The organism is Maribacter sp. Asnod2-G09, assembly GCF_045063795.1.
Classification (GTDB): Bacteria; Bacteroidota; Bacteroidia; order Flavobacteriales; family Flavobacteriaceae; genus Maribacter.
This window is the reverse complement of sequence record NZ_JBEFOA010000004.1, coordinates 361,856-381,419: the sequence shown is the minus strand read 5'-3', so window position 1 is coordinate 381,419 and position 19,564 is coordinate 361,856. Positions and strand designations below refer to the sequence as shown.

Annotated in this window: 14 protein-coding genes; 2 read left to right on the top strand and 12 right to left on the bottom strand. The window is 34.4% G+C overall.

All coding sequences use genetic code 11. The annotated features are described in order from the left end of the window. Positions 1–91 precede the first annotated feature (91 nt). Positions 92–4,843, top strand: a complete 4,752-nt coding sequence (locus tag ACJJVT_RS08780; protein ID WP_405397996.1) for a PQQ-dependent sugar dehydrogenase — start codon at positions 92–94, stop codon at positions 4,841–4,843. A 178-nt stretch (positions 4,844–5,021) separates the two neighbouring features. After that, positions 5,022–6,125, top strand: a complete 1,104-nt coding sequence (locus ACJJVT_RS08775) for a GNAT family N-acetyltransferase (protein WP_405397994.1) — start codon at positions 5,022–5,024, stop codon at positions 6,123–6,125. Between the two features lie 185 nt (positions 6,126–6,310). On the opposite strand, the gene ACJJVT_RS08770 is transcribed toward ACJJVT_RS08775, so the two are convergent. The 12 genes from ACJJVT_RS08770 to ACJJVT_RS08715 form a co-directional block, all read right to left on the bottom strand. Further along, positions 6,311–6,961 carry a sugar transferase gene (locus tag ACJJVT_RS08770; RefSeq protein ID WP_341777686.1) on the bottom strand — a complete coding sequence of 217 codons (651 nt, stop codon included), beginning with the start codon at positions 6,959–6,961 and terminating at the stop codon, positions 6,311–6,313. A 48-nt stretch (positions 6,962–7,009) separates the two neighbouring features. Then, positions 7,010–8,083 carry a hypothetical protein gene (locus ACJJVT_RS08765; protein WP_405397993.1) on the bottom strand — a complete coding sequence of 358 codons (1,074 nt, stop codon included), beginning with the start codon at positions 8,081–8,083 and terminating at the stop codon, positions 7,010–7,012. 135 nt (positions 8,084–8,218) lie between these two features. Continuing rightward, positions 8,219–9,355 (bottom strand): glycosyltransferase family 4 protein, encoded by a 1,137-nt coding sequence (locus ACJJVT_RS08760; protein ID WP_405397992.1) that lies wholly within the window; start codon positions 9,353–9,355, stop codon positions 8,219–8,221. A 103-nt stretch (positions 9,356–9,458) separates the two neighbouring features. Further along, entirely contained in the window at positions 9,459–10,661 is a 1,203-nt protein-coding gene (locus ACJJVT_RS08755; protein WP_405397990.1) for a glycosyltransferase family 4 protein, read from the bottom strand. A gap of 11 nt (positions 10,662–10,672) precedes the next feature. Further along, positions 10,673–11,806, bottom strand: coding sequence for a non-hydrolyzing UDP-N-acetylglucosamine 2-epimerase (gene wecB, locus ACJJVT_RS08750; protein WP_405397987.1), 1,134 nt, complete (start codon positions 11,804–11,806; stop codon positions 10,673–10,675). Positions 11,807–11,833: 27 nt separating this feature from the next. After that, positions 11,834–12,970: an NAD-dependent epimerase/dehydratase family protein gene (locus tag ACJJVT_RS08745; protein WP_405397986.1), complete on the bottom strand. Its 1,137-nt coding sequence runs from the start codon at positions 12,968–12,970 to the stop codon at positions 11,834–11,836. Positions 12,971–13,002: 32 nt separating this feature from the next. Then, positions 13,003–13,434 (bottom strand): hypothetical protein, encoded by a 432-nt coding sequence (locus ACJJVT_RS08740; RefSeq protein WP_405397985.1) that lies wholly within the window; start codon positions 13,432–13,434, stop codon positions 13,003–13,005. Next, entirely contained in the window at positions 13,435–14,439 is a 1,005-nt protein-coding gene (locus tag ACJJVT_RS08735) for a polysaccharide biosynthesis protein (protein WP_405397984.1), read from the bottom strand. It abuts the gene before it with no gap. 3 nt (positions 14,440–14,442) lie between these two features. Beyond that, positions 14,443–15,513 carry a hypothetical protein gene (locus ACJJVT_RS08730; RefSeq protein WP_405397981.1) on the bottom strand — a complete coding sequence of 357 codons (1,071 nt, stop codon included), beginning with the start codon at positions 15,511–15,513 and terminating at the stop codon, positions 14,443–14,445. A gap of 176 nt (positions 15,514–15,689) precedes the next feature. Then, complete coding sequence (locus tag ACJJVT_RS08725) at positions 15,690–16,562, bottom strand: glycosyltransferase family 2 protein (protein WP_405397980.1); 873 nt, start codon at positions 16,560–16,562, stop codon at positions 15,690–15,692. A gap of 498 nt (positions 16,563–17,060) precedes the next feature. Next, a complete protein-coding gene (gmd, locus tag ACJJVT_RS08720; protein WP_405397979.1) occupies positions 17,061–18,176 on the bottom strand; it encodes a GDP-mannose 4,6-dehydratase in 1,116 nt (371 codons plus the stop codon). 166 nt (positions 18,177–18,342) lie between these two features. Further along, positions 18,343–19,545: an O-antigen ligase family protein gene (locus tag ACJJVT_RS08715; RefSeq protein ID WP_405397978.1), complete on the bottom strand. Its 1,203-nt coding sequence runs from the start codon at positions 19,543–19,545 to the stop codon at positions 18,343–18,345. Between the last annotated feature and the right edge of the window lie 19 nt (positions 19,546–19,564).

The window sequence follows — 19,564 nt, the reverse complement described above, 5'->3', positions numbered from 1 at the left end:
GCTATTTTTATAATGTTCCCGAAATAGAAATTTTATATCTATGAAAAATTATCAACGGGTTCAATTTTTAATTATCTTCTTACTTGTATTTTTGACGAGCTTTAGTCCAATGTTGTTTGGACCTGGCATTAGCGATGTCGAACCAATCGGTAAATTCTTAAATGGAAATTTTCAAGGCTTAGCAAGTAATGATCAACCATATGTACCTGCATATCCCAACTTAAGATTTGATTCACCCTTAAATTTTACAACCGTACCAAATCAACTGCGTATTGTAGTAGGTCAAAGAGATGGAAAAGTTTATTGGTTCGATGATAATGAAGATGCTACAGTAAAGAACTTATTGATAAATCTATCGAATGAAGTTGGAGTTGTTTGGGATGGAGGATTTTTAGGACTTTCAATTCATCCATCTTTTGGAACCTCAGGAAAGAATTTTTTTTATATTTATTATTCTACTAAGTCTCCTGATACTACATTAAATTCTCCATTAGGTTTTTCCTGTGGTATAGAGCGTTTTCATGGAAATTATCTTGTCTTGGAACGTTTTGAGGTTAATCCCATCAACTTATCATACGTCTCTGGTTCTCGTTTCACTATGCTTAAAAGACGCATGTATAATACATCACATCGGGGAGGAGGTATGGAATTTGGTGATGATCAATTTTTATATCTTTCTACAGGAGATCAAGCTGCTTATATAAATGCGCAAAGTATTTCAGAAAACTTGGATGGAGGTGTTCTCAGGATTGATGTAGACATGGTAGGAGGCTCTTTGAGTCACGCTCCAATTAGAACAATGTCATCATCAGGCGCAGGTGAAGAAGATGAAGTTTCTGGTAAAGGTTATTTTATACCTAACGACAATCCTTTCAATAATTCGAATGGTAGCGTATTTGAAGAATATTATTCTTTGGGGCATAGAAACCCCCATCGTTTGACAAAAGATAGGGCTACCGGAACTTTTTATATAGGAGAGGTAGGGGAAAATACCCATGAGGAAATAAATGTGCTTGCAGCTGGTAAAAATTATGGTTGGCCACTTTATGAAGGAAAAGACATTTTTTTAAATAGTTGTATTTCCGAGTTATATAATAATATGCTACACCAAGGTCCTTTGACAGAATTTCCTAGATCAGATGCTAATTCAATCATTGGGGGGTATGTTTATCGAGGAACTGAAATTCCCGAGTTAGAGGGGAAATATATTTGTGCGGATTATGGTATTGGAGATGAAATTTGGGCGGTGAATACTAGCACCGGTCAATATGAGCTTTTGGGTAATTTTGGGCCTGAGAATATAATTTCCTTTGGTCAGGATTATCAAGGAGAGTTGTACTTACTTAAATATGGCTCTAATGTCAATTTATATAAATTGGCAGCAACAGGGATAAGCAATATTAATGCGCCCCAGTTATTATCTCAAACAGGCGCTTTTTCAAACTTGCAGAGCCTAACTGTAAATAGTGGTATTATCCCCTACGATATGATTGATTCTTTTTGGTCAGATGGAGCAAACAAAAAACGATGGATGGCCATTCCAAATGATGGTACCCATAATACGTTAGAAGAACAGATAGTTTTTTCAGAGAATGGGGTTTGGGATTTTCCAACTGGTGCGGTATTGATAAAACATTTTGATTACCCAATAGATGACACTAATCCTAATGCTACTAAAAAAATGGAAACTCGTTTCTCCGTAAAAGGTGATGATGGTAAGTTTTATTTTTTTACATACAATTGGAACAATTCTCAAACAGATGCGGTTTTACAAGAAATTGGTTTAGATGAGACTATTCAGGTCGCTACGGTTGACGGTGGAATTAGACAAGAAACTTGGCACTTTCCATCCAATAGCGAGTGTATAAGTTGTCATAATGTTACTTCTAAAGGAACCTTGGGACCAAGAACTCGTTATTTGAACAGGGATTATGATTATGCTAATCATTCTTCTGGTGGTGTTGTGGCAAATCAATTAGTGACATTAAGCCATTTAGGTATATTAAATGAAACAATTACAGATGCAGATGCTCCTAGCTTTTTAACTCATACATCCATCGATGATGTCAATGGCAGTATTGAAGATAAAGCAAGATCTTATTTAGATTTGAATTGTGCATACTGTCATCAACCGGCTACAGCAAACAGGGCTAATTTTGATTTACGTTTATTTAATTCATTGTCTCAAACAGGTCTTTTAACTGCTGGAATGAATGAAACATTGAATGGTTTACCATCAAATCAAAGAATTGTGTATCCAGGAGATGCCTCAAAATCACAATTATTTCATAGAACTGCAAGTACAAATATGTCTATAATGATGCCTCCTTTGGCAAAAGAACAATCAGATTTAAAAGGTGTAGCACTTATAGAAACATGGATTAATCAAATGGAAGTACCGGTGAATACTCCACAGTTAAATAATTATCAAATTGTTAACAGAAATTCTGGGTTGACATTACAAGTTTCTGATGCAGAACTAATCAACCAAAGTAATATAATGGTAGGGTGGTATCAAGATTTGCCAAATCAACAATTCGAGCTCGAATTAGTTGATAATGGTTATTTCCAATTTAAGAATTTAAATAGTGGATTATATTTAGATGTGGCTTGGGCGAGTATAGCTCCAAATACAAATGTATGGCAATACACAGGAAATAGCTCTGATGCTCAATTGTGGGAATTACGAAGTACCGGTGATGGGGCATTTCATATAGTTAGTAAACTCAGTGGACACTATCTAGGAGTTCAGCCAAATAATAATGTAGCTGTATTACCTGATAGCGGAGATAATATAGTCGAATGGGAATTTGTGAGTTTGGATGCACAAACTACCCTTACGGTATCTTCTATTTCAAACCGCATCAGTGTAGAAGGGGAGGAATCTGCTTACACAGTGAATACGCATGGGGGTGATCCATTACAACCGATTTCATTCTCCGCGACGGGTCTTCCCGCCGGCATTTCCATATCTGGCACTACGGGTGTTGTTTCGGGTATACTTTCGACGGGTACCGCCTTGGGCGGACCCGCCGCTGACGGACTTTATGCTGTAGGTATTACCGTAACGCGCGGCACCGAATCCGCTGTGGAAGATTTCGAATGGCAGGTTACGACCGGAATCGTAGTTCCCCCGTTGGATAGCGATGTGGTTTTCCGAATCAAGTCCGCTGGTCCAACGGTGCCGTCTACCGACGGAGGTCCCGATTGGCTCGGCGGAGCTCCCAGTGGAGCGCACAGCGGTACGGGGTATAGTGTGAATACCGGTGTTTCCGCGCCGGCCACGGGTATGCTCTATGTTGACCGTGACCCGTCTATACCTTCCTATATAGATCAAACGACCTACGGTTCTTTGTTTTCGCACGAAAGGTGGGACGGTCCCGGCGCCCCTGAAATGCAATATTCCGTTCCGCTTCCCAATGGCGATTATAGGGTGAACATATATGTTGGTAACTTCTGTTCGTGTACGGACGAAGTTGGCGAACGGGTGTTCGGCATAACGGTCGAGGGCAATGTAGTTCGCAATGGGCTTGACCTTATCACGGAGTTCGGGCACCGCTCTGGCGGTATGCTGAGCTATCCTGTTACTGTGTCCGACGGATCCTTACAGATAGGTTTCCTTCATGGTACGGAGAATCCTATTGTGAACGCAATCGAGATTATGGGAACCACAGGGCCACACATTCATGATGCACTTACGGTATCTTCTATTTCAAACCGCATCAGTGTAGAAGGGGAGGAATCTACTTTCACAGTGAATACGCAGGGGGGTGATCCATTACAACCGATTTCATTCTCTGCGACGGGTCTTCCCGCCGGCATTTCCATATCTGGCACTACGGGTGTTGTTTCGGGTATACTTTCGACGGGTACCGCCTTGGGCGGACCCGCCGCTGACGGACTTTATGCTGTAGGTATTACCGTAACGCGCGGCACCGAATCCGCTGTGGAAGATTTCGAATGGCAGGTTACGACCGGAATCGTAGTTCCCCCGTTGGATAGCGATGTGGTTTTCCGAATCAAGTCCGCTGGTCCAACGGTGCCGTCTACCGACGGAGGTCCCGATTGGCTCGGCGGAGCTCCCAGTGGAGCGCACAGCGGTACGGGGTATAGTGTGAATACCGGTGTTTCCGCGCCGGCCACGGGTATGCTCTATGTTGACCGTGACCCGTCTATACCTTCCTATATAGATCAAACGACCTACGGTTCTTTGTTTTCGCACGAAAGGTGGGACGGTCCCGGCGCCCCTGAAATGCAATATTCCGTTCCGCTTCCCAATGGCGATTATAGGGTGAACATATATGTTGGTAACTTCTGTTCGTGTACGGACGAAGTTGGCGAACGGGTGTTCGGCATAACGGTCGAGGGCAATGTAGTTCGCAATGGGCTTGACCTTATCACGGAGTTCGGGCACCGCTCTGGCGGTATGCTGAGCTATCCTGTTACTGTGTCCGACGGATCCTTACAGCTAGGTTTCCTTCATGGTACGGAGAATCCTATTGTGAACGCAATCGAGATTATTTCAGTAAAAAATTCTGGCTTACAATTGAAAACTAAAATTATCGATGATACATCTGAAATAAAAGACATATTAATTTATCCAAATCCGGTTAATTCGGGAGAAACACTATTTATAAATTTGAAAAGTGCCTTGAATGATAAGCCAATAGTACTTGAGTTATACAATATATTTGGGAGCAAGATTAAACAACGAGAATATCAAGTAACTAATACGAATGTTTTAGAATTTGTGATAGATAATAATATAGCTATAGGTGTTTATATAATTAATGTAAGAGTAGGGGATAGTATTGTTAAAACGCAAAAAATAATTATTAAATAGTATGTGTAATACAAGTTGGGCTATTAAGAGTTGTATTATATTCTTTTTACTTTGATAATAGTTTATAAAAAGGTAGCTCAACTGAAAATAGGAATACTAAGGCGAAAACATTTATTTTTATAGTTTATTAGGCAATTCTTTTAATTGCTTTGCGTTTTATTCTACAAATATAAAAATTATGATGTCTACCCAGGCTCTAACATTGAATTGTTACTCTTTAATAAATTCAGAAGCTATAAAAATCTACAAAAAAGCACTTATCGATGTGGGTTGTGATAGTGCCTATTATTGTTTTGAATTGTTGATTAGTGGAGAAAATAAACTAGAACAATTGCATTTTTTTGATTACAGAACTGAAGATGGTTCTGTTAAGGTTGTTATGCCTTTTGTACTTAGAAATATCATTATTAATGACTCGGATACCGGATTTAAGGATGTAAGTAGTCCTTGGGGGTATAATGGACCTTTCTTTTTGAAGGGACTATCAGAAGATGTTGTGAGTGATTTTTGGATGTCGGTAGATTCTTGGTATACTGAAAATAAAGTTGTTTCCGAGTTTTTGAGATTTAATTTCTTTGGTAACCAAGCAAATTATTCAGGTACTGCGTTACACACGCTTTTGAATGTAAAGGGTAATATAACTGATTGGGATATTTTTTGGTCCAATTTAAAATCTAATACAAGAAATCAGTTTCGTAAGGCAGAAAAGCTTGGTTTAGATTTTCAAATGTGTTATGGAGATTTTTCTGAAATAAAAATTAAAGATTTTTACAAAGTATACATAAATACAATGAACCGACGTGATGCTATCGATTCATTTTATCATCCGTTAGATTATTTTATTAATTTTTGGCAAGAAAACATTAAAAAATGTGCTGTTGGTTTGGTGTATTATAACGGAATTCCTATTTCGGCTGAACTTTTTCTAATTTCTGATAATACTATTTTTTCATTTTTAGGCGGTACCGATTCTGATTATTTTAAGTTGAGACCTAATGAGTTTTTAAAAATAAACGCCATTCAATGGGGTAATAAAGAGGGAATGGATTATTATATGATTGGGGGTGGTTTATCTAATGGTTTAGATGATAAATTATATCAATACAAGAAAAAGTATTTTCCGTTAGATAATGATATCGATTTTTACACGGGTAGAAAAATTATATTACCTAAGGTTTACTTAGAACTTTTAAGTAAAGCAGGATATAAGGATGTGAATAATAATGTTCTCGTAGATCTTGAAACTGGATACTTTCCTAAATATCGGGATGTAAAACGTTAAGGTATATTAAAAAAATTAATTTTAGAATTGCTAATATTTAATTAGAATTAGTAGATGCTATTTAATAGTATAATAATAGGTTTAAAAGAATAAATTATTCTTTTAAACCTATTATATTTTCAATCCAGATTGCAAATTCTAAATTAGATGTATCTTCTTTAGATATCAAAATTTATTGTTCAAGATCAGCCTTTCTTTAAGTGTTTAAATTCATCCCAATCTTGCCTTTGTAAATCCATAGCTAACATAATTGGGTTAGAATTTGGATCTACATCAATTTCACCTGGGTTGAAAATCTTTTCAATTGTTTTGAAGATAATTATAATATCGTTTTTAAAGCTCATTTGATTCATGTACTCAATGTCCTTTATAAATTTATCTTCCCAACTCATGAAATTTCTTCCAGATATTTGTGCTAAGCCAGTAATGCCTGGTCGAATTAAAAAACGCTTCTTTTCTTCTGTTGTATAATATGGTAAATATCTTATAAGTAATGGTCTTGGACCAATAAGACTCATATCTCCAGTAAGTACATTAATTAATTGCGGTAGTTCATCAATCGATGTTTTTCTTATAAAGATGCCCATAGGTGTAAGCCTTTCCGAGTCAGGTAGAAGGTTTCCATTGGCATCCTTTCTACTGTTCATTGTCTTTAATTTTAGAACAGAGAAGATTTTTTCATTTTTACCTGGTCTTTTTTGTGTGAAAAAAGGACTTTCTTTAAAACTTATGGTCAAAATAACAATTGTTATTAAAATAATGGGGGAGAGAATTAAAAGACCACAAAGGGCCAGAATGAAATCTAAAGGTCTTTTAAAATAGGTTTTATATATCATAATTAAGTAATGGTTAATTGAGGATTAAGTGCTTCTTTAATTTTAATACTAAGCTTCATGTTTTAAAACACTAGGTCGATACCTATTTATAACATCGGCTATATGATCTAAATCTTGCGTATCATATCTAAAATCAATATGGACGTTCAATAAAAATTGATATGTATACTTAATATTATTCTGAGGCCATAATTCTGCGGGGTAAATAGCATTTGATACTAAAAACTGCTTTAGCTGTATTAAAGATTCTCTATCCTTAAAAATTAATAATAGTCCAAAGGGTACTTTGTTTTTAGCATCAAGTACTTTAAAGTTATTATTTTGGCTAATTTTTGTTTTTACGTAAGCACTATTTTTTGATTTGAAATAATTAAAATCTCTAAATAACGCATTCCTTATAACTTTTTCATGTTCGTTGTGTAACGGAATTATTTCTTGAATGTCACGCAGAATGTTCTCTCCTTGATTGTAAGTCGATAGAAAAACATTTTTATCTTGCTCACGTTCGCAACTATCTTTTAGTTGCATTGCCAATGACATAGCGTCCCAAGAGGTCGTCATAGAGTTAACCGTATCTATATTGTTGTTTTTTTGTAAAGCAGGAAAAGCAATTGTGCTACTGCTTTTCTTAGGTTTCCATGCAATACCTCCAAGGGGTACAGGTAATGTTTTTCTCAAAGAGGCGATGCAGAAATCTGCCTCGCTTTCAATGCATCCATCAGTTAACCACCCATGAGAATGGTCTTCTATAATAATAGGTCGATCGCATTGAGGTATTGTATTTGACTTTAGCCCCCAAAAGTTATTAACTAAAACCATATCTGTTGTTTCGAATTCCAAAAAATTTACTTTAGCCTCTGCATCAAATGGGTCTATATCGTAGTATGCTATTTGTGAAAATGTGTTTTCTAACCAGTCTTTTACAAATGGGCAATAGTAGTTTGGTAACCAGATTGTTTTAATTTCTCGTTCTTTTAGTACTGCCTCAAAAATGAAGCGCATTGCATATCGTCCAGCATAAAAAAGATGATGTTCCCCTAAAAAAGAGTGATCTGTTTCAGAAATTTGATCGATATCTGTTTTATGAAAAAAAGAGCCGTATCCAATTATAGTTTTATTCATAATACAAAGAAACCAAAAAATAGTTGATACATAAATGTATATCGAAGAAGTTAATATTTTTTAGATAAACTGATGTTTAGTATTTTATAATTAGAACTTTATTGATGCTTGAATTTTTAGCAGATTTATCGAAAGCTACAGTAGCATAAGTTCTTCGTATACGGCCAAAGTCTTTTCTACCATACTGTCTTTAGTAAATTGAATCAATGCCTTCTCTTTTCCAGCTAAGGCTAATTTATTTCTTAACCCATCGTCATTGACAACTTGATTGAGTAAATTACCTAATTGTTTGGCGTCTTCCATGTCATAAATAAAACCGCTTTTGCCGTGATCTATTTGATCAGTTGCTCCATATGAGTTGGCTCTTATCGTGCAACAACCACTCATCATTGCTTCAACTGCTACCAATCCAAAGGTGTCTATCCTCGATGGTAGTGTAAAAATATCGAACATTTGGTATACCGGTTTTGGGTCTTGAAAGGGCAAAATACTCACTTTTTTCTCTAGATGTTCTTGTTCAACAAGGTCCATAAGCCATTTTTCACCTGCAGCATCGTCAAAATGACCAACTAAAACCAAATGAATCTTATCAAGCACTTCTTTGGGCAGATGGTGGGCTACAGCATTTATTAAAACATCTAACCCTTTTGCTTTAATTAATCTGCCTACAAATCCTACAATAATTTTATCAGTAGGAATCTTGTTTTGTTGTTTTAATCGGTTTATTTCCTCTTTTGAAATTCGATCGGCAAATCGTTTTGAAATTCCGTGGTGTACTATTCGAACGGTTTTTGGATCAGTACCCATAATTTTTTCAGTAAAATCTTTGGAGCCTGAACTGACAGATATTAGGAGGTCTGGGTGTTTGTATGAAAAATTTGGACGTATAGTATCGGTATGTACCGTAGAAATATATTTTTTTCCTAATAGCCACGGAAATAAAGTGGTATTTGGTGATTGGGCATGAATAATATCGGCGTTTATTTTAAGTATGTAAGAAAGTACTTTTAAGGTTTCTGTAATTGAAAGAATCCCTTTTTTTAAAACATTACCCTTAGGTTCTTTAAAGTAGTAAACTTTTACACCCCAATCTTTTAAATCTTGTTGTAATTTTTTAAAATACGTATCTTCTCCTTGGTCATCAGATTTTAGAAAGCCGCTTGTAATCAAATGTATTTCATGTCCTCGTTCCACAAGACCCTGTGTTAGATCTAAAACATTTGTAGCAAAGCCATCCCTTCTGAAACGCATTGCAATAAAAAGTATCTTCATATTATTTTTTTAGACAAATTCAATTTTGTTACCCTAAGGTTGATGTGTTTAGTAATTTGTCGTTTTTTACTCAAATAGTATACGCGTCATTACTAACTGATACTTATGCAGTGAAACTGTTTATTATTGTAGTATAGGCTTGTTCAGGAGATAAATTATTCTTCATATACATATAACCATTTTGACCTAATGTTGTCCTTAAATCTTTACTGTTGTATAGTTTTAGAAGATTACTTTTAAAACTTTCTATATCTCCGGCATTTGAATAAAAACCACTCTGTATTTGTTCTTGTATGATTCCGAAATCTGTATTTACGTCTACAGATGCCAATACAGGTTTTTTAAAGCAATAGTAAGCATTAACTTTTGAAGGAAAATTAGGGATGCTAAAATCTTGGTTTAATGAAATAAGCCCAATGTCTGCAATAGCCAAAACGTCATTATAATCTTGTCTAGGAAGGTTTCCCTTTAAGATTACGTTCTTAAGACCCATTTCTTCGGCCATAATTTTTATTCGTTCGCGTTCAGTACCTCTGCCAACTATAAAAAAGACTAAATCTTCTAATTCTTGAGATGCTTGTGCAAGTTGAATAATATTTTCTACACGCTGTGGTAATCCTATATTACCTCCAAATATGGCAATCATTTTATTGGTAAGACCATATTTTTCTCTCATGGCCAATTCATTCAAATCTTTTGGTAATTCATGAATCTTTTCCCAATTGGGCAGCAAATGTAATTTTGATGTATCTACTTCAGGATTATGTTTTGTAACAAAATCAATATTTGCAGGAGACATACAGCCAATTCTATCGGATTGCTTGTAAAGTTTTATTTCCTTTTTTCTGAAGTAATTGTATATAAACCCACCTTTAGACATCATTTTCAGATCCACGGCATTTTGGGGAAATATATCTCTTAGAATTAAGTATAATTTTGCTTTGGATTTCTTTTTTATCCATGCTGCAAAATCAATTAGTGTAATAGGTGGTGTTGGTATTAATATCAAGTCAAAATCTACGGCAATTTTATGTTTTATAAAAGCTCGTTTATATTGATGAGAAAGTAGAATATTAGAAAGCCCCTTTACGATTTTGTTACCTCCAAAAAGGGCTAGGGTAGGGACTCTCAAAATTTGTATTCCGCTTTCTATAACCAGTTCTGATGATTTACGACCTTCCTCGTCTGGTGCTATTACCAATACATCATGTCCTTGATTATGAAATTCATGTATCAAATCTGTATAGAGATGAGTATTCTTTTTTACATCAGGAAAGGTCAAGCCCAAGAAAAGTATTTTCTTCATTTTTACATTTTTTATTTCGACCATACAACACGGTTTACATAATCTACGTAAGACAAAATTATTCGTACTACCTTATCACTTACATTGGGAATAGAATAATCTGCAACCGGTCTGAAATTTCGTTCAGGATTTCGCTTTTGCCCTTCTAAAACATCTAAAGCTTGTAATATTCGTTCAGGGTTTAAGCCAACCATCATAACAGAAGCTTCTTCCATGGCTTCTGGTCGTTCGTGAGCTTCCCTAATATTTAATGCCCTAAAATTTAAAATACTAGATTCTTCAGAAATAGTTCCACTGTCTGATAATACGGCAAAAGAATGGTATTGTAGCGCGTTATAATCAGAAAAACCAAGTGGTTTTAAAAACCTGATGTTTTTATGTGCCTTTATCTTTTTGGCATCCAACATATTTCGTGTTCTTGGATGTGTCGATACGATAACAGGGTAATCATATTTTTCTGCAATTAAGTTCAAAGAAGTAATAAGACCCTCAAAATTTTTAGGATTACTTATATTTTCTTCCCTGTGCGATGAGACCACAAAAAACTTGCCTTCTTCAAGTTTCAGCTTATTAAGCACATCTGAAGCCTCTATCTTAGCCTTAAATTTGTGCAATACCTCAAACATAGGGCTTCCAGTTTTAATAACCCTTTCTGGCGAAAGACCTTCTCTTAAAAGATATTCACGAGCAATATCGCTATAGGTTAGGTTAATGTCAGACACATGGTCCACAATTTTTCTATTGGTTTCTTCTGGCACACGTTGATCAAAACAACGGTTTCCCGCTTCCATATGAAATACAGGTATTTTCCTCTTTTTTGCTGGAATAGCACATAGGCATGAATTGGTATCTCCTAATACTAAAAAAGCATCTGGATTGATATTCTCCAAAACAGGATCAATTTTAATAAGAATATTACCTATGGTTTCTGCAGCATTTTTACCAGCTGCATTTAGAAATATATCAGGTTTTCTTATTTCTAAATCTTCAAAAAAGATTCCGTTAAGTTCATAATCGTAATTTTGCCCGGTGTGTACTAAGGTGTGTTCAATAGATTTATTAGCATCCAAAGCGTTTAATACACAAGCCAATCGAATAATTTCTGGTCGTGTTCCGACGACGGTAAGTACTTTAAGTTTTTTCAAAATTTGTGCTTTTAGTTCGTAGTTGGTTTATACATTTTCGAAATAGGTGTCGGCGTCTTTCTCATTATAAGGTTCATTTATCCAAAATAATGTAATCAATTCTTCATCTCCTATATTCTTGATATTGTGGGTATACCATATTGGCATGTCTACATAGGCAGGTTCGGTGCCATCCAAATAATAATCTATAACGTCATCAGTTCCAATTTTTCTTAGCTGTATTAAGGCTTTTCCACTTATTACTGCAAAACGTTCTGCTTTTCTAGTATGGTAATGGTTACCTCTTGTAATACCAGGTACTGTTGTAGAAAAAGAAAACTGACCACTCGTCTCCGTTCTCGCTATTTCAACAAAACTACCTCTTGCATCTGTGTGCTTAGTGTATTTAACAGGGTAGTGGTCTTCAGGTACATAACATCTAAAGGTATTAAAAAGTGCTTTTTCAAAAGAATCTTCTAGACTTGGAAAAATTCCTTTTCCCATGTAATCAGATTTATATTGTTTTAGTAGCGAAAGAATTTTAGAAACTTTAATATGTGTTTCTGGTGCTATGAGTAGTTCATAGCTATTTTTTCCTATATTCTTTGTTTCAATTTCATCTTCTATAACTTTAATAAATTGTGAAACAAGATCGTTGATATAAATAAGACCTACTTCGCTATCATTGATGATGGCTGGTTCTTCATCATGGGCAATTTTATGGCAAAATGTAGCCACAACAGAATTGTAATTTGGCTTACCAAAAGGACCAAAAACATTTGGTATCGTTAACGATGTTACCTTACCGTTACCTTTGTTCGCCCAGTCCATAAAAAGGTGTTTACCCTCTTTTTTAGACTTTCCATATAAATTATCATTGACCTCCTGAGAAGAAGATGAAAAAATAATATGAGGATTAACTTTTTCTTTATCGCAAGCGCTGATCAGGGTATTTACGAGTGCTATATTCGTTTCATAAATTACATTAGCATCTTCATGTCTATTCATGGCGGCTAAGTGTACAATCACATCACAGCTTTTAACAAAAGTAGCTAGGGCTTTATCGTCAGAAAAAAATGAACGCTTAAATGGAACAAGTTCAATTTGTTCCTTTAAAGCTAATGTGCTATATAAATGATATCCGACAAAACCTGCCTGACCAGTAATTCCTACTCTAAATTTCATTGCATCAATTTTTTAAAATGTGTCAATATTTGCTATTCCCATTGCGCTTTCCAATAGTTTGGCTCAAACCTAAAGTCATCATTTTTAGATTGTTCTACTGTAAAATTAGAAAAAACCAAAAGTTTTGAATTAGGTTCAATAGCTTTAATGCCTGTTGCATAGCCGCCAGTAATTGCTAAAATATTTGGGTTAGCTGCTGAGAGAACAATTTTATCTGTTTTTAAATCTTGCGACGGTTGTTTAAAACTAGGTATCTTAACCAAGTTTATAATAAAACTACCCTGAGTACAGTAAAACCACTTTTTCTCATTTTCATGACCTTGCCACGCCCTTATCATTGTTTGGTTACTAGGTGCTATTTCATACATTCTAATAATCTCGGTAAGATTAAAAGAATTTAAAAATGATACTGCACCTCTCTCATCGGTATGGATGTTGCCGGTAATAAGGGTATACGAAGCCATTTATAACAAGTCTTTAATGTATTCTAAGTTTAATAAAGTTTCCTTCAATTCTTTGTTCGAAAGCTGTATTGTGTTATGAGAGTGATAATCTTCTATTTCACTCGTGTTAGTTTCTCCTTCAGAGAAATATCGACTATAGTTTAGGTCTCTATTATCTGCAGGTATACGATAAAACTCTCCCATATCTTCTGCCTTTTGCATTTCTTCTCTAGTACATAAGGTTTCGTATAATTTTTCTCCATGTCGCGTACCTATAACTTTAATCTCGTTATCGGCATTGAAGATATCTTTTACGGCAGCCGCTAAATCACCTATGGTACTAGCAGGGGCTTTGTTAACGAATAAATCTCCTTGGTTTCCATGTTCAAAAGCGAACAGTACCAAATCTACAGCGTCTTCCAATGACATTAAAAAACGGGTCATTTTTGGATCGGTTACCGTTAAAGGTAATTTTTGTTCAATTTGATTTACGAATAAGGGTATTACCGAACCTCTTGATGCCATTACATTACCATAACGGGTAAGACAAACAATGGTTTTGTCTTCATGAATGTTTCTAGAAGCTGCGACCGCTACTTTTTCCATTAAGGCTTTACTAATTCCCATTGCATTAATCGGGTAGGCAGCCTTATCTGTACTTAAGCAAATAACGCGTTTTACACCGTTGGCAACAGCAGCATCTATAGTATTTTGAGTTCCAAAAACATTAGTTTTAGCAGCTTCTATAGGAAAAAATTCACAAGAAGGCACTTGTTTTAAGGCTGCAGCATGAAATACATAATCAACCCCTCTCATTGCTTTATCAATGCTATTATAATCACGTACATCACCAATGTAGAATTTTACTTTTTCATTTTTTAGGTGGTTACGCATGTCATCTTGTTTTTTCTCGTCTCTAGAAAAAATACGGATTTCTTTAATATCGGTTTCCAGAAAGCGATTTAGTACGGCGTTTCCAAAGGATCCTGTACCTCCTGTAATAAGTAGTGTTTTGTTTTTAAACATAATTTAGATTTCGGTTATGAATGTTTGTACCACCATTTCAAATTGGTCTTGGTCTTTCTTCACGTCTTGTAAGAAAACGGTACAGTTGTCAATAAATTGTTCTTTGTTAAAGTTCTCTTTATAGCTCACTATTTCATTCGAAACTTCAGAAAAATTATTGATACTGAGACCCAGATTGTATTTTGTAATAATTTTGCTTTGTTCAGTGTCATTTCGAGTGATGCAAGGTATTTTTAATAAGGCTGATAAGTACAATCGATTTGTTGTAATGTAAGAGCTAGCCATGTTATCATCTAGTATGATATTGATAAAATCAGTTAGTTTTAGAAGTTTGGTTTCTTGGTTTTTATCGTAAGAGCCTAAAAACTTTACATTTTTTATTTTATTTTTTTTAGCCATCGATTCTAATAAGGGGATAGCGGGCCCTCTACCTATAAATGACATTTCAAAATTATCTTTATTCATTAAACTATTTAATAAAGATGAGTTTGCTTCAAAATCTCTAATTGCGCCTATAGTATCTACTCTTATTTTATCATTGGAAAAAAATAAAGTTTTTTTAAAATTGCCTTGTAAGTGTTCTTGAATAAGTAGTGTACTTATATTATGTGAAATTATATAGCTTCTGTTTTTAGGTAACCAATTCAAAAAGCCTTTAGATGAGATAGAGGTTATTTTTGAATGCTGTATTAACATCGAAAATCTTTTTTTAAAATAATCGATAACTGGACTGTAGTCTCTAATGTCTAAAATATATTTACCTGAGTATTCTTTCGTTAGAAAAGTTCCTAAAAAAATACCAAGTTGAGGAGTGAATACAATTAACCTATCAAATTTACCTTTTTTTATTTTTTCTTTTAAAAACCTACCAAAGCGATAATATTCAATGGTAGTAGTTAAAGGGTTAGTACCCTTGTTTTTAGATTTATAACTATTGGAGTTAACTTTGGTTTTTGGTTCTCTGTCCCAAGTAAATAATTCGTATTCTAGATTGTTTTTCTCAATAATATCTAAATAATAGCTGAGATAGGGTGCTGATGATTCAGTATTCGGTAAAAGAAGAGCTAATTTCATTTTAGTACTGGATAATTGTTGGTTACTTCGAGTCCGTTGAAAATTAGGCTAATTGCTATTTTGAATTCAAAATTCAAAATATTTATTAATATATGAAAGGTGTAATACTTTGCCATTTATTAATTTATTGTTTGAAGCTCTAAGTAACCTATGATGCCTAAGTAATATTTAACTGACTAAATGTTTTGATGTCTTTTTACATAGAGATTAGGGAAAAACACTTTTGCCCAGCCCATTATGTAAACTATTGGTAGACGAATAGGAAAATTCCTTTTATTGTATTCCAGGTTAGATTTGAAATCTAATCCCAATGGATTATTTAAGAGTTCTACTCTTTTCTTAAACGATAGTTTTGCAAAAGTTTTGTATGGATTCGTATGGTCGTCTGAACAATTTCCTAAATAATTTGACGTAACTAGTACGGGTAATTCTTTTTTTACTGCCATTAATGTGTAATCGTAATCGGCTAGTCCATGAATATAATTTTTAGATAGAATACCTATCTCATCAACCACATTTTTACTTACCCACATAATATTAGCATTACCGAGTTCACAAGGTTGTGGACTTTTTCCATTTGGCAGAACTTTTGTAAAATGAGCAAGAAATTTGTTAGTGAAGTTATGACCGCCATATGTGTATTCCTTACTGTCCTTATCCATAGTAGGACCACAATAAATACCACCCTTACCATATTTTTTTTGCGAGTATGCGTGAGTTTCAATAAGTTCTGTAAACATGGTGTCGTAAACGTTGGTATCATCGTTTAATAACAGAAATGCATCATACTCTGTTTTAATTGCTTCATTCCAAGAATTACGCATTCCACCTGCCCAATAAAGACTTCCAGTTCCTTGTAATATGTTAATATTTGGATAATTTTCAGCAACAGCTACAGCTGTGCCATCTGTAGAACCATCATCAGTTAAATAGATGTCGAGACTAATATCATCCTTTACTACTTCTAGGGAAAGGTAAAGGTGCTTTAAAGAATCTAATGTTTTTTGCTTTCTATTAAAGCATGTTAACAATACTGCTATTTTATACATTACTCAATTTTTTATTTCTAGGCATTTTATAAATTCATTCTAATTCAAAATTGAATTGTACTAATTGTACACATATCAATCACGTTTTTTTGCTCAACATTGTGCTGCCATATGAGGTTATATAGCCTGCCCACATTTGTAAGTTTTTTCAATGAATCACCAGCTATTGCGCTATCGTATAATAATTTATTTTAAATGCCTATTTTTTACTAAATCTATATGATCAGATGTTTTATAATTTTATTGGTCTCTACTTATAAGCGTATTTTGTATTTCAGATAACCAATGTGAACATTGGTTATCTGAAACGTAATATTAAGTTTTTCCATAATTAATATATAGTCAACGGCTTAATTGTAGTATCTACTAGTACTCTGTAACGAGTAAGATATTTTATTGCATTTTTATCTGTGCACTTTTTATTCTTAGATAGACTATTTTATTTAGAATTATTTTTTCTATTAAATATGGTTCTTTAAGAATGTAGGGCAACATTACTTATTCAAAATAATTCATTGTACGGTAGCCGCCGTCTTTTAGATAACGTTCTTTTTGCATTAATTTCACGTCACTTTGCATCATATCTTTGATAAGACTTTGTAAATCATGTTCAGGCGTCCAACCTAATTTTGTGTTGGCTTTCGTAGGATCACCTATCAATAAATCTACCTCTGTAGGTCTAAAATATTTAGGGTCTACCGCTAAAACTTCTTTTCCAATTTCTACTGCAAACTCGGGTTTACTGCACGATTTTACAAATGCTTTTTCATTAACACCTTCACCTTTAAATTCTAATGTTATACCTACTTCTGCAAAGGCAAACTTTACAAAATCGCGAACATGAGTTGTTTTTCCAGTGGCAATTACCCAATCTTCTGCTTTGTCGGCTTGTAAAATCATCCACATCATTCGTACATAGTCCTTTGCATGGCCCCAATCTCGTTGCGCATCTAAATTACCTAAATAGAATTTGTCTTGCATTCCAAGTGCGATACGTGCTGTTGCCCTTGTAATCTTACGGGTAACAAAAGTTTCGCCACGAATTGGAGATTCATGATTAAATAAAATCCCGTTACAGGCGTACATGCCATACGCTTCTCTGTAATTTACTGTTATCCAATAGGCATACATTTTAGCTACTGCATATGGGCTTCTTGGATAAAAAGGTGTGGTTTCTGACTGTGGTACTTCCTGTACTTTTCCATAGAGTTCAGAAGTTGAAGCTTGGTAAATACGTGTCTTATTTGATAGTCCTAAAAGACGTACCGCATCAAGTATTCTTAGCGTACCTAGACCATCTGCGTTGCCGGTATATTCTGGTACCTCAAAAGATACTTGTACATGACTCATTGCTGCCAAGTTGTAAATTTCATCGGGTTGAATTTCTTGAATAAGCCGAATAAGGTTAGTGCTGTCTGTCATGTCCCCGTAATGCAATATAAAATTACGTTGCTCTATATGCGGATCTTGATATAAGTGATCTATACGGTCAGTGTTAAACAAAGAAGAACGTCTTTTTAATCCGTGTACTATGTAGCCTTTTTTTAATAAAAATTCGCTTAGATAAGCGCCGTCTTGTCCAGTAACACCAGTAATCAATGCTATTTTACTCATAATGTTGTACTCTTAATTTTTTAGTTTGTTCGGTTGTAAAGTTGCCTTCTTTTAAGTATTTCATTAGAACCTATACTTAAATTCAATTAAGACAATCCTATTGTGTAAACTTCAAAAAAATACGTTTATTGTAATGACAAGGGAAGAAGAAGAAAATGAATGATAACTATTGCTTTTTTATGGTGCTAATTTCTAATTCGTTGGTATAATATTTATTAATAACACCTTTGAACAGGCAAAAAAGAGCAAAAGAACCAAATATACCTTCCATAATCGGCTCTACCATAAATAAAGCAAAAAATGCTAAAAAATAAACCATTACCTGTCCGTTAAAGTCAGTGGCCTTTCTATTTAGCTTGGTTGTTTTGTAAATTTGCTTAACAGATCGAATGCTGTAAATGATAAGGATAAAAAAGGGAATTATTCCTACAGCTCTTAAAACATCTAACCACAGGTTGTGAGAATAACCAAATTCTTTCAAATCCCAACCTAAAGGGTATTTGAATAGGTATTCAAAAGACTTTACCCAACGTTCAGTTCTACCACCTCCACTTGCTATATTTCCACCGCTACTATCCATACGGTCTGAAAATGTGGTTAACCAATCCGCATTCATATTAAAGGATACCTTGGTAGAGATATAATATATAACTAGGCATACTAAACCGATTAGTATTACATTTTGTTTTATAGATTGTTTGGGCAACATATATAAAAATGCAAAAATGGTCATGATTAAGAATATACCTAATTGTGTACGACTACCCAGTCTTAAAACACAAATTAAAGAAATCACAAAGGTGACTATTGCTATTACATTAAAAATCAGCCCTTTTTTTCCCTTACTAAGAATAAGTAGGGCAGGTATACACATATTTAATGTAAAAAACGAACCCATCACCGTTGCTGAAACCGGCTGACCACCCCAGAAAAAAGGGATACTCCGTTGCAATTGTACGAAGCCACCCTCATAAAAATTTAAGAAGACAGAAATTAAAGCGCTAATAGAATATAGAATGGATATGCCAAAAAGTATATAATATATAATATTGGAACTAGGCTTGTCTTTTACTAAGAATTTACCAGCTAAATAGAACACAGGTGGCGTTATTGCGTATATGGCGATAAACTGTTTACCTTGGCTCTCAAAATCAAAGGAATAGAAAAGAGCATATATTGTTGAATATAGTAACAATAACAACAAATCCATATCTAAATTTTTTAGTACGAAACTGCCATTAACAAGAATTAATGCTGCAATTAAATAACCTGCTAAGTATCCGAAATTTAAAGGATTTATTAAATAAATCGATAGGAGAAAGATAATTGTTATTGAATAAAGATTAAAATTCAGATGAATTAGTTTCATGGATAACTATTTTTATAAA

Coding starts and splice junctions, on each gene's coding strand:
- ACJJVT_RS08775 (WP_405397994.1), top strand. CDS start 5,022: ATGATGTCTACCCAGGCTCTAACATTGAATTGTTACTCTTTAATAAAT.
- ACJJVT_RS08770 (WP_341777686.1), bottom strand. CDS start 6,961: ATGATATATAAAACCTATTTTAAAAGACCTTTAGATTTCATTCTGGCC.
- ACJJVT_RS08765 (WP_405397993.1), bottom strand. CDS start 8,083: ATGAATAAAACTATAATTGGATACGGCTCTTTTTTTCATAAAACAGAT.
- ACJJVT_RS08760 (WP_405397992.1), bottom strand. CDS start 9,355: ATGAAGATACTTTTTATTGCAATGCGTTTCAGAAGGGATGGCTTTGCT.
- ACJJVT_RS08755 (WP_405397990.1), bottom strand. CDS start 10,661: ATGAAGAAAATACTTTTCTTGGGCTTGACCTTTCCTGATGTAAAAAAG.
- ACJJVT_RS08745 (WP_405397986.1), bottom strand. CDS start 12,970: ATGAAATTTAGAGTAGGAATTACTGGTCAGGCAGGTTTTGTCGGATAT.
- ACJJVT_RS08740 (WP_405397985.1), bottom strand. CDS start 13,434: ATGGCTTCGTATACCCTTATTACCGGCAACATCCATACCGATGAGAGA.
- ACJJVT_RS08735 (WP_405397984.1), bottom strand. CDS start 14,439: ATGTTTAAAAACAAAACACTACTTATTACAGGAGGTACAGGATCCTTT.
- ACJJVT_RS08730 (WP_405397981.1), bottom strand. CDS start 15,513: ATGAAATTAGCTCTTCTTTTACCGAATACTGAATCATCAGCACCCTAT.
- ACJJVT_RS08725 (WP_405397980.1), bottom strand. CDS start 16,562: ATGTATAAAATAGCAGTATTGTTAACATGCTTTAATAGAAAGCAAAAA.
- gmd (WP_405397979.1), bottom strand. CDS start 18,176: ATGAGTAAAATAGCATTGATTACTGGTGTTACTGGACAAGACGGCGCT.
- ACJJVT_RS08715 (WP_405397978.1), bottom strand. CDS start 19,545: ATGAAACTAATTCATCTGAATTTTAATCTTTATTCAATAACAATTATC.